Annotated in this window: 13 protein-coding genes; 8 read left to right on the top strand and 5 right to left on the bottom strand. The window is 57.3% G+C overall.

Going from position 1 to position 11081, the window contains the following annotated elements:
- Positions 1 to 188: 188 nt before the first annotated feature.
- Positions 189 to 947 (top strand): DNA repair ATPase, encoded by a 759-nt coding sequence (locus B6S09_RS15795; protein ID WP_094279461.1) that lies wholly within the window; start codon positions 189 to 191, stop codon positions 945 to 947.
- Positions 948 to 952: 5 nt separating this feature from the next.
- Positions 953 to 1480, top strand: coding sequence for a VOC family protein (locus B6S09_RS15800; protein ID WP_341802693.1), 528 nt, complete (start codon positions 953 to 955; stop codon positions 1478 to 1480).
- A 168-nt stretch (positions 1481 to 1648) separates the two neighbouring features.
- Here B6S09_RS15800 and B6S09_RS15805 read toward each other — a convergent pair whose 3' ends face one another.
- A complete protein-coding gene (locus B6S09_RS15805) occupies positions 1649 to 2857 on the bottom strand; it encodes an MFS transporter (RefSeq protein ID WP_094279463.1) in 1209 nt (402 codons plus the stop codon).
- 95 nt (positions 2858 to 2952) lie between these two features.
- Between B6S09_RS15805 and B6S09_RS15810 the strand changes: the two genes are divergently transcribed.
- The 6 genes from B6S09_RS15810 to B6S09_RS15835 all read left to right on the top strand — a co-directional run bounded on the left by B6S09_RS15810 (position 2953) and on the right by B6S09_RS15835 (position 7547).
- The gene (locus B6S09_RS15810; RefSeq protein WP_094279464.1) at positions 2953 to 3849 is read left to right on the top strand and encodes a LysR family transcriptional regulator; all 897 of its coding nucleotides are present in this window, start codon (positions 2953 to 2955) and stop codon (positions 3847 to 3849) included.
- A gap of 39 nt (positions 3850 to 3888) precedes the next feature.
- Entirely contained in the window at positions 3889 to 4455 is a 567-nt protein-coding gene (locus B6S09_RS15815; protein ID WP_094279465.1) for a DUF2796 domain-containing protein, read from the top strand.
- Positions 4455 to 5153, top strand: a complete 699-nt coding sequence (locus B6S09_RS15820) for an ABC transporter ATP-binding protein (RefSeq protein ID WP_094279513.1) — start codon at positions 4455 to 4457, stop codon at positions 5151 to 5153. The genes B6S09_RS15815 and B6S09_RS15820 overlap by 1 nt, the downstream gene beginning before the upstream one ends.
- Positions 5134 to 6381 carry an ABC transporter permease gene (locus tag B6S09_RS15825; protein ID WP_094279466.1) on the top strand — a complete coding sequence of 416 codons (1248 nt, stop codon included), beginning with the start codon at positions 5134 to 5136 and terminating at the stop codon, positions 6379 to 6381. Before B6S09_RS15820 ends, B6S09_RS15825 begins: the two co-directional genes overlap by 20 nt.
- Positions 6378 to 6857, top strand: coding sequence for a DUF3299 domain-containing protein (locus tag B6S09_RS15830; protein ID WP_094279467.1), 480 nt, complete (start codon positions 6378 to 6380; stop codon positions 6855 to 6857). Before B6S09_RS15825 ends, B6S09_RS15830 begins: the two co-directional genes overlap by 4 nt.
- Positions 6858 to 6956: 99 nt before the next feature.
- On the top strand, positions 6957 to 7547 hold the full coding sequence (locus B6S09_RS15835; protein WP_094279468.1) for a LysE family translocator: 591 nt from the start codon (positions 6957 to 6959) through the stop codon (positions 7545 to 7547).
- Here the strand turns inward: B6S09_RS15835 and B6S09_RS15840 are convergent.
- The 4 genes from B6S09_RS15840 to B6S09_RS18680 form a co-directional block, all read right to left on the bottom strand.
- Positions 7529 to 8398, bottom strand: coding sequence for an AraC family transcriptional regulator (locus tag B6S09_RS15840; protein ID WP_243832871.1), 870 nt, complete (start codon positions 8396 to 8398; stop codon positions 7529 to 7531). The genes B6S09_RS15835 and B6S09_RS15840 overlap by 19 nt on opposite strands.
- Positions 8361 to 9437: an NAD(P)H-dependent flavin oxidoreductase gene (locus B6S09_RS15845; RefSeq protein WP_094279469.1), complete on the bottom strand. Its 1077-nt coding sequence runs from the start codon at positions 9435 to 9437 to the stop codon at positions 8361 to 8363. The genes B6S09_RS15840 and B6S09_RS15845 overlap by 38 nt, the downstream gene beginning before the upstream one ends.
- A 109-nt stretch (positions 9438 to 9546) precedes the next feature.
- Positions 9547 to 10200 (bottom strand): type B chloramphenicol O-acetyltransferase, encoded by a 654-nt coding sequence (catB, locus tag B6S09_RS15850; protein ID WP_094279515.1) that lies wholly within the window; start codon positions 10198 to 10200, stop codon positions 9547 to 9549.
- A gap of 20 nt (positions 10201 to 10220) precedes the next feature.
- The gene (locus tag B6S09_RS18680; protein ID WP_243832870.1) at positions 10221 to 11027 is read right to left on the bottom strand and encodes a GNAT family N-acetyltransferase; all 807 of its coding nucleotides are present in this window, start codon (positions 11025 to 11027) and stop codon (positions 10221 to 10223) included.
- Between the last annotated feature and the right edge of the window lie 54 nt (positions 11028 to 11081).

Below are 11081 nucleotides of genomic sequence, written 5' to 3' on the forward strand. Positions count from 1 at the left end.
CATGATGACTTATGTAAATACTACCAGACCTTCGCAAAAGATCCTCTGTATTGCGGTCGTTATACCTGATTAATAGTCGGCTAACGGCCTGAAACTTCACCGTTTATTGATTCAGTTCGTTAGCCAAAGACCGCTCTGTGAGTTAACATTTCAACTCATGCGTGACCAACTCTAGCGAGCCTTTGCCGATGATCCTGACCCTGGTACTGATAACCATAGGTGCCCTGCTGTTTCTTGTTATCGTTTACAACATGCTGCAGCAATACCGGCAAAAGCAGGTAGCGGAAAAACGCAGTATTCTGATACGGCATAACCAGATCGTGAATGAAACCGAAGAGCTATTGCTGAATGCGGGCCAGTTACCCTACAGCCGGACCCTGGTACTGACCCTGTATCAGCGCGTGCAGCACAGTCTGAAAACCATGCTGGAAACCGATCCGGGCAACAGCCAGCTCGGTGCCCGCCTGAATAATGTGCGCCTGCAAGTTCAGGATGCCAAAGACAATTTTCCGCCAGTTCAGGGCAGTTTCCGCCGGCCGGAGTCGGATCAGCAGGCCCTGCATATGCTTAAACTGGTGAAGCGTTTGCGCCATGTGGTGCGTCAGGAGCACCACAGTGGCAAGCTGGGTGCCCAGGCTTTTGTGGCGGAAGATCGCCGCCTGGAGCTGGTACAGTTAAAAATTAATCTGTCCAATCTGCTTAAGCGGGTTCGGATGTCCATCAACAATCGGGAAACTGCCGCGGCACGCCAGATGCTGGAAAAAGGCAAAAAAATTCTTGCCCCGCTGCCGGACAAGGATGAACAGCTGCTGAACATTGAGGAAACCCTTCTGGAGTGGATAGACGAGCTAGACAATAAACAACAGCAGGCCGAACAGCAGCAGGAAGAACAAGAAAACGAAAAGTCCGAGCTTGATGTCCTGTTTGAGCCGAAACGCAAATGGTGAGCGCCGTGTCCACTTTTTGTACCCAGACAGACGCCTTTTTTACACAACTGGCCAGTGCCATGACGGAATCCGGGCTGCCCCTGAACCTGGGCCCGATGGATCATGTTTGCTACCGGGCTGCAACCAACGAAGAATACCTGTCCCTGAAAAAGACACTTGCCCGGCACGGCCGTGTCCTGGTGGAAGGGATGATCGGCGGACGACCCATTATCACCTATGTTCTCCAGCAGCCGTTGTCCGGCCCCTTTGGCCCTGTTCCCTGCCTTGAGCTGGCAGCCCCAAAACCAGGAAAAACACACTACGCTGGCCTGGAGCATGGCGAGATAGTCGTGCCCTGCCTCAACACCCTGCTTGAACGCTACCCTCATATCCCCTTCAGCCAGAAAGGCATGCCGGAAGAAGTTACCCTCGCCCTGCCTCCGTTACAGGTAAAGTTTCATTGTCAAAGCCTGGCCGACACCATTGCCCGGGAAATTGCCGAAGGCGCAGTCGTACCGGTGCCGGACAATTATTTTTTGCAAAACTGTCGCTGACAGGTTGGGACTCGTCCCAACCTACTTTTTCATTCGACTCTTTCTGTCATTTACGCCCTGTTCTTTGTCATTCCCGAGAAGGCGAGAATCCATCTCACATACAACGCCTGAGCGGGGGGTGACATAAGGACGAAACGCTGCAATACACAGCGGGCGACTGGCCCCCGCCTATAAGGGGGTGACGTTTTCAGGCTCGTCAGCATGCCGGCATTGCGCCCGCCCCAGGCGCACCGTTAGCGCGGCAGTCACACCCATCACCGCTATCATGCCCACCGCCACTCCAGGCAGACCGGCGGCCTGCCAGAAGGGATAGAGGTATAACCCGCCCAGGCTCGCTCCGACATAATAAAACACCAGATAAAGAGAAGACGCCAGGGCCCGGTTGTGACTGACGCTACGTCCCACCCAGCTGCTGGCACAGGCATGGGCCAGGAAAAACGCAAAACTGTCGATAAACAGTGTCGTGATTATCACCGGCAGCCGCTCACTGAATAACCCCAGGCTGCCCACGGCCATCAGGACAATGGCCGCCAGCAGGGTATTGGCCAGCCCAAACCGGCTGATCAGAACACCGCTCACGCCGGAAGCGACTGTGCCGGTCAGGTAAGTTAAAAACAGCAAACCAATGGCCGCCGGTGCCAGCGACACCGGTGGTGCCGACAAATAAAAAGCCACGTAGGTGTACTGATTAAGAAACACCATAAAGTTTAGCCCGCCCACCAGGTACACCGGCCACAATAAGGGATTGCGCACATGCTCCAGTAACGCCCGGGTACCGGCCCCTTTACCTGCAGGCACAAAGCAACGCGAGTCAGGCAGCCACTTGGGCAGCAGAGCCCATAGCAGCAGGCTGATTGCGCTTAACACCACAAAGGCAGCCTGCCACTCACCAAACCAGCCAGCAATCAAACCACCCAGCACCCGTCCACTAATGCCGCCCAGGGAATTGGCCGCAATATAAATACCAATGCTGGTCATCAGCGCCTTGGGAGTAAATTCCTCTCCCATATAGGCCACCGCCGTTGCCGGCAAGCCAGCCAGAAAAAAACCCTGCAGCCCCCGCAACGCGACCAGCACGGTGTAATCCGGTGCCCAAGCGACGACAAGCCCCACCAGAATGGCCGCCAGCAAGGTTCCCAGCATGACTCGTTTGCGTCCCACCCGATCTGCCAGACGAGCCCAGAACAACAGTCCCGCAGCCAGCCCCAGGGTCGACGCCGACAAGGCCCAGCCGGCACCCAGTGCCGACAGTGCAAAGTCCTGTGCCAGCAGCGGCAACAGCGGCTGGGCAACATAAAGATTAACAAACACCAGTACCGAGCCGAGGCCAAGAGCCAGAGTGGCCCGCCACCAGACGGGAGTTTTGATATCGTGCATGGCAAGCCTGAATGCAGGAGAGAATAGGTTGACCTTACGCTGACAAAGAGAATAAGTTAAATATATTAAAATTATTGATTTTATAAGAACTGATTATGATCGATCCTCGCTGGTTACGGCAGTTTATGGCCGTGGCCCACACCGGCAATATCACCCGGGCCGCCGAGCAACTTCACCTGGCGCAACCTGCCGTAACCATGACCATTAAAAAGCTGGAGCAGCAACTGGGGCTGGTGCTGTTTGAACGCCACCAAGGCCGGCTGCATCTGACCGCCGAAGGTAAGCGCTTGTCTGAACACAGTGCGCGGATCCTGGCGGCACTCACCCTGGCCGAGCAGGACATGAACGCCCTCCACAACCTGGAGGCCGGCGAGATCACCATTGGCATTCCCAGCATGCTGGGCTCCTTTTACTTTCCGCCCTTACTGATGGCATTTAAACACCGCTACGGGGGCTTAAGCATTCGGGTGGAAGAAGCCGGTACCCAGATTGTGCTGGATCATTTGCTGAGCGGCCGGCTGGGGCTGGGCATTGTGCTCACCTCGGATCTGCCCGCCGGTCTGTGCGGTTTGCCGCTGTTGCGGGAAGAAATGGTGGCCGTGGTAGCCCGAGATCATCCGCGCGCCGGCCAGCCCCGTATTCGCCTTCAGGATTTTCTCAACGAAGAGTTAGCAGTGTTTCGCCATGGTTTCTATCACCGGGAATACATTGATGACATGGCCCGCAAACTGGGCATACAGCCACGAATAGGCTTTGAGAGCAATCTGATCCCTTTGCTTAAGGCGGTAGTCCGGCAGGGCTTTGCAGTGGCTAGCTTTTTACGCATGGTAGTGGAAAACGACGCTGATCTGGTGCCTATCTCCTTTGAAACCCCCTATTTTCTTGACCTGTGCCTGGCCTGGCCCAAAGATCGCCGGCTTTCCCGGGCCGAGCAGGCCTTTATCGATTTCATCCAGCAGCACCCCAGGGATGCTTTACAAGAGAACAATTAAATTGTTATAACGTTACAAAACAAACCATCGGAGCACCAAATGAACCTGAAACCTCTTGTCCTTACCCTGCTGCCTTTTAGTCTGCTGGCCCATACTCAGCACGGCGTGCACGAGCATGGTTTTGGCCAGCTGAACCTGGCCATCAGCGGACAGCAGCTGGCGCTGGAGCTGTTTTCCCCTGCCGCTGACATTGTAGGTTTTGAACATAATCCGGTGACCAGCGAAGAGCGGGCGACCTTTGCCGATGCCCTGCAAAAAGCGCAGGATGCCGATGCCCTGTTTACCCTGCCCGCCTCCGCCGGTTGCGTGCTACAGCAGGCTCAGCATATTGAAAATAATGAACATGCAGAACACGGGCACAATGCACACGATGAGCATGAGCATGAGCATGAGCATGAGCATGAGCACCATGATGAACATGCCCATAAAGATATCAAGCTGAGTTATTCCTGGCAGTGCAGTCAGCCCGACGCGCTAAACCAGCTTAACGCCGCTGGCCTGTTTCAGCAGTTCCCGAGCTTTAACCGCATCAGCCTGCAAGGCATAGCACCGGACACCCAGATAGCCGCCACCCTGACACCGGAACAGCCACAGGCAAACTGGTAATGTCTGCGCTCGTCTCCATTAATGCCCTGTCGTTCGCCTGGCCCGGCCAGGCGACACTGCTGAAGATTAACAATCTCACCCTCACCCCAGGTGAGCGGCTGTTTATCAGGGGTCCCAGCGGCAGCGGCAAAAGCACCCTGCTGGGTCTGCTGGCAGGCATTCTGCAGCCGGACCAGGGCAGCCTGATGATCCTAGGGCAGGACTTTACCCGGCTTTCCGGTCATCAGCGGGACCGTGTTCGTGCCGATCAGATGGGCTATATCTTTCAGCAATTTAATCTGTTGCCGTATTTGTCGGTAATGGAAAATGTCACCGCTGCCCTCATCTTTTCCGCCCATAAGCGCAAACGACTCAACCGTCCTGCCAGCCAGGAAGCCGCGCGCCTGCTGAGCGCCCTGCAACTGCCCGAGGTGTTGTGGCAACAGCCGGTGCACAAGCTCAGCATCGGCCAGCAACAGCGGGTGGCCGCCGCCCGGGCATTGATTGGCCGGCCGCCGCTGGTGATTGCCGACGAACCCACTTCGGCACTGGATGCCGGCAGCCGCTCCGCCTTTATGCAGCTGCTGTTTGCCGAGTGCGAACACGCCGGCAGCGGCCTCATCTTTGTCAGCCACGATGCCGGGCTGGAGCCGCTGTTTTCCCGGGTGATTTCCCTGAACCAACTGAACGGAGCCAAGCATGCTGAGCCTGGCCTTTAAAAGTTTATGGGCCCGGCGGCTGACCGCCGGTCTGACGGTGCTGGCCATTGCCATCAGTGTGCTGCTGCTAGTGGGCGTCAACAAGGTGCAGAGCGAGCTGAAACACAGTTTTTCCCGCACTATTTCCGGCACCGATCTGATCGTGGGTGCCCGCTCGGGGCAGATTAACCTGCTGCTGTATTCGGTATTCCGGCTCGGTAACCCTACCAACAACATCAGCTGGACGTCTTATCAGCGTATCAAAAACCAGCCCGGTGTTGCCTGGACCATTCCTCTGTCGCTGGGCGACTCGCACCAGGGTTTCCGTGTGCTCGGCACCAGTGAGGAGTATTTCCGCCACTATGCCTATGGCCGCCAACAACCGCTTGAATTTGCCAGTGGCCGCCCTTTTAGCGACACCTTTGACGTTGTAATCGGAGCAGAAGTGGCCAGACAGCTGGGTTACCAGCCCGGCGATCAGCTGGTCATCGCCCACGGCGCCGGTAACACTTCGTTCAGCCTACACGACGATCTGCCCTTTACCCTCACCGGCATTCTGGCTGCCACCGGTACGCCGGTGGACAAAACCGTACACGTTCGTCTCGACGGACTGGAAGCCATTCATCTGGGCTGGCAAAGTGGCCGGCAAACTCACACCCTGACCCACGAACAGGCGAGGCAGCAGGATCTGACCCCCACTGCCATCACTGCATTTCTGGTGGGGCTGAGTAATCCCGTACAGGCCTTCGGGCTGCAGCGCAGCATCAATAACTATCGTGGCGAGCCGCTGTCGGCCATTCTGCCCGGTACCGCCCTGCATGAGCTGTGGAGCATGATGAGTCTGGCGGAGCAGGCCATTGCGCTGATTGCGTTGTTTGTGGTGGTGGCCGGTCTGCTGGGCATGCTGACCACCTTGCTGGCCGGCCTTACAGCACGGCGCAGAGAGCTGGCCATATTACGCTCACTGGGCGCTGGCCCACGGCATCTGTTTATGCTGCTGACACTGGAGGCGGCCTTGCTGACCCTACTTGGGCTGATCCTGGGCATGACGCTGCTTTATGGTATGTTACTGGCGGCAGCACCGGCATTACAGGCTGGCTATGGTCTGCAACTGCAGCCTGGGCTGCCAGATATAGCCGAATGGCGTCTGCTCGGTTATATCTGGCTGGCGGGCATTCTTACCGGTCTGCTGCCGGCCGCACAGGCATTTCGCTATTCCCTTAACGACGGTATGAGTATCAAACAGTGAAACTGACCCACACCCTGCTGGGGCTGGCGCTGCTCGCAACGCCGGCACTGGCCGATGACTTTCAGCTTACCGACTGGAACGATCTGATCCCGCTGGAAGAGCAACTCAATCCGCCCCCCTTTCCCGAGGTGGACCATAACGACGAGTTCGCCATTCCCGGTCAGCCGGTGGGCAAGGTGGTCCCGGCCATGAATGGCAAAAAAATAAGGCTGCCCGGATTTGTGGTGCCGCTGGAAGGCGACAGTGAACACATCACCCGTTTCTTTCTGGTGCCTTATTTCGGTGCCTGCATCCATGTACCGCCACCGCCCACCAACCAGATTGTGTACGTTAACTACCCCAAAGGAGCCAGGGTAGACGATCTCTGGGATGCGGTCTGGGTGGCCGGCACCCTCAGCACGGTATCCGCCAGTAACGACATCGCCGATGCGGCCTACTCACTGGAAGGTGTGTCAGTGGAGCCCTACGACTTATAGCCGTTTCAGCTCACCGGCAAATATCAATTTCGTTCAATCTTTTACACCCTGCTCCCGGCAGACTGACCTTCTGTTTTACTGGTCTTTACGGGAGCAACCATGACCTTCTCACTGATCCTGCCCATGGCGATGTTTGCACTGGCCGCCTCCATTTCCCCCGGTCCTGTCAACCAGGTATGTCTGGGCAGCGGACTGCATCATCCGCTGCACCACGGACTACGCTTCGTTACCGGTGCCACGCTCGGGTTTATCGTATTGTTTCTGGCGGTCGGGCTGGGTCTGTACGGCCTGTTACAGGCTTACCCCCCGTTGCTGAACATGCTGCACTGGGGCGGTATCGCCTTTCTGCTTTATATGAGCTTCCGGCTGGCTACTGCTTCAGGCTCCCTTGCCGTATCGGGCTCAGACAAGTCTCCTGGTCTGCTGACCGGTGCCTTGATGCAGTGGCTCAACCCCAAGGCCTGGCTGGCGTCAGCGGCAGGCATTGCAGCCTATACCAATGGCGGCATGGAGCAGGTCGGCTGGTTTGCCCTGGTCTACCTGCCGGTATGCTGGTGTTCGCTTGCCTGCTGGGTATGGCTGGGCAAGGCACTGCGCCACCGGCTGGGCTCCGGCCACTGGCTGCGCTGGCTGAACCGGCTGCTTGCTCTGCTGCTGGCTGCCAGCTGCCTTTACTTGCTGCGATACTGAGCGGGAGTCGCCGCTACCAGCCGCTTAAAGGCCCGCTGAAAGTGGGCCTGATCCGCAAAACCCATGTTCAGTGCAACATCAGCGATGCCGGTCCCCGTCTTCAGCTGCTGCTGGCCTTGCCGGATACGCCGGTTAATCAGATAGGCATGGGGAGTAATGCCGAAATGTTGCTTGAACAGACGCACCAGATGACCTGCGCTGTAACCGCTCAGCGCACATAAATCATCCAGCGACACCTCTTCCAGGCAATGTTCGTCCAGATAGCCCGCCAGCTGCTGACACCGTGCCGGAACCGGTGACGGGCACGCCGCCGGCTGAGCGGCCAGGTGATGCATCAGTGCCGACAAATATTCAACCAGGGATGATTGTTTCTGCAGCAAGGGAGTCGCTGTAGACAGCAGGCAAGCGGCCAGCCGGCGGTAACCGTCAAACCAGCGCAGGTCACGGATAACGGCAGTGCTAATATCCTGCCACTGTTCATCAGGCAACAGACCGGCATCAGCACGCAGCCGGGTCAGCCAGGCAGTGTCCACGTACATCATAAAGTAGGCCCAGGGACTGTTCTCGAGCGGATTGCAGGCGTGTACCCAGTCCGGGTTCATCAGCACCAGATCCCCTGCCTGCACATCATGCCGCTCCTGGCGATAGCAAAAAGTGCTCTCGCCAGACGTAATGGCCCCTAACGACCACTGCATATGACTGTGAGGGGCATAACCCACCTCACGGCCATCATCGATATAGCGCAGCTCGACCTGGGGCATCCGCGGATCACGCCAGAATACCGGCCGGGCAGCGGCGCGGGCGCTGCTTTTATTAACAGGCACCATTAACCACCCGGACACCGGCTTCATTCAGCAGCCGTTTCACCAGTTCATCAGCCGGTAATGCCCGGGTGCGCTGTACACCGGTACCTGCCCAGTGAGCGGCAAAATCATCACAACCCTGCCGGGCAGCCGCTCCGTGCAGTCGTTTGGCGGCATCATAGGCCACCGGATAATCCGGTACCACCGGGGCACCTTCAGCCTCGCCGTGTTCAATCAAGCGGTTCAGCAGCCCCCGAGCGGGCCGGCCCGACAAGGTGCGGGTTAACCGGGTCTCACCGGCATTCATCAGCCGCTGGCGGTAGGCTTCGTTGGCGGCCGATTCCGGACAGGCCACAAAGGCGGTACCCAACTGTACCGCTGCAGCACCCAACGCCAGCATGGCCTGTATATCTTCACCATCCATAATGCCTCCGGCGGCTATCACCGGCAGCCGGCATTCCTTGACCAGCAATGATACCAGCCCGGCGGTACTCAGCTGGTTGTCGTGCGCACCGGGATCAAACATGCCCCGGTGTCCGCCGGCTTCAATGCCCTGTGCCACCACCCCGTGAATACCGGCCGTTTCAATGGCACGGGCCTCTTCCAGACTGGTGGCACTGGCGAGGGTGGTCACACCGGCACGGTGCAGACGTTCAACAAACGGTGCCGGTGGCAGACCAAAATGAAAGCTGACCACGGCAGGACGCAGCTCCAGCAGTAACTCCTGCATGGCGTCGTTGTGATTAAAGCTGGTATAAATTTCTTCCAGCTGCGCCGGTACCGGTTCTCCCTGTCCGTCAAAGAATGGCTGCAGGTGTTGCAGCCAGGCCGCTTCTACCCTGGCATCACGCCGGGCCGGCGCATGACAGAACACATTAGTATTAAAGGGCTTGTCGGTGAGTTGTCGGGTTTGTTCTATCTGCCGGCGGGCATCCGCCACCGAGCTGGCCCCCAATCCCAAAGAGCCCAGCCCCCCGGCATTGGACACTGCCGCAGCGAGTGTTGGCGTAGACAACCCCGCCATGGGCGCCTGGATAAGGGGATAACGTATTCCCAGAAGGGCTAGCAACTCACTGTGTGACGACATTGGGACTCCTTGTTGAACCGACAGAAATAACCATTTTCTGGTGCTCCCTTAGCCTATAGCGCTATCCTCGGTAAAACAACGAGCGCCAGACTCTGGCCAGAAAAGCGTATCAAGCGGGGTCTGTAGCAGGGCTTTCCGGTACCGCCTTTTGCCAGTAATCATACAGTCCGTTGATATCGGCTGAGCACAGCAAATGCATGACACCCTGCAATTGTTCATCACGCCAATGCCACCATTGCATCTGCTGTAGCTGCTCAATCTGTGCCGGTTCAAAACGGAAACGCAGATGTCTGGCCGGGCTCCCTCCTACCACGGAGAACGGTGCGACATCTTTGGTAACAAGGGCCCTGCTGGCAATCACGGCGCCATTGCCAATACAGACACCGGGCATAATCATGGCTTCCGAGCCAATCCATACATCGTGCCCTATTTGCGTATCTCCCGCTCGCACAAAGCCGTCGCTTGCCCCCTTAAAACAGGGCTCCGTCTGATAAAAAAACGGAAACGTACTGATCCAGTCGGTGCGGTGTCCCTGATTGCCCGCCATCATAAAAACAGCGCCAGAGCCGATAGAGCAGAAATTACCGATAATCAGCTTGTCCACATCATCCCGATCGGGAGCCAGGTAACGGGCGCAGTCATCAAAACCGTGACCATGGTAATAACCGGAGTAATAACTGTGCCGGCCCACCCGGATATTGGGGTTGCTCACCTGCTCACGCAGCGACTTCCCGGAAAAAGGACTGTCAAAAAACGCACTCATACCTTCATACTCCATGACATTCATCGACCGAAATCTTTCAGCATCCACACATCACACCCGCCATGCACCGACCCCGCAAGCGGTGCCTTCAGATGGCGAAAACCCAATTGTTCATACAAACAAATGGCGGCGCTCATATTGCCCAGGGTGTCCAGGTAGCAGGACGCAAACCCCTGCCCGGCAGCAAAGTCAAGGCAGGCGTCGGCAAGTTGCCGCCCGATACCATGCCCCCGGGCAGCAGGCAGCAGAAACAGTTTTTTCAGCTCGCACACTCCAGGCATGCCATTCAACGGTGCCAGACCGGCACCGCCCACTATCTCGCCGTTCAGCCGGGCAACAAAATAACGGCTGTGATGCTCAAGACAATAATGACGGCTCATGCACAGCACCTCTTCATCACCGGGGCCAAAGCCCTCCCCCACGGCACCAAACTCTGCCCCCACATGCTGAATAATCCGGCAAATAGCGGCGTCATCTTCCGCCGTGATGGGCGTAATGGCATACCGGTTTTGTGGTGGAAAGAACACCGCCAGCCAGACCGTTGGCTGCGTCTGATGGGTATGACATACCCTGTGCTTTTGATGCGCAGGAATATAAAGATAGTCACCGGGAGCCAGTGCCTGCCGGCGGCCATCGGCAAACTCCAGGGTGCCACTGCCGGTGAGCACCAGTACCCACTCATCTTCGTCCTGATCGTACCAGCCTTCGGCTGGTGAGGTGTGGCCAAGGGACACAATGCGTTCAATGCGTACGCCAGGTGTCGTAAGCAAGGCATCAAATTGCTCTTCGGCAAGGTTTGCCGGCAAAGAGGAAAGCAGATTATTCATATCGTCGTTCAGTGCAGCTAACGTAGCCGGCATAGTAACAAGCCAGGCAGACTG

The organism is Oceanimonas baumannii (assembly GCF_002245495.1).
Taxonomy (GTDB): domain Bacteria; phylum Pseudomonadota; class Gammaproteobacteria; order Enterobacterales; family Aeromonadaceae; genus Oceanimonas; species Oceanimonas baumannii.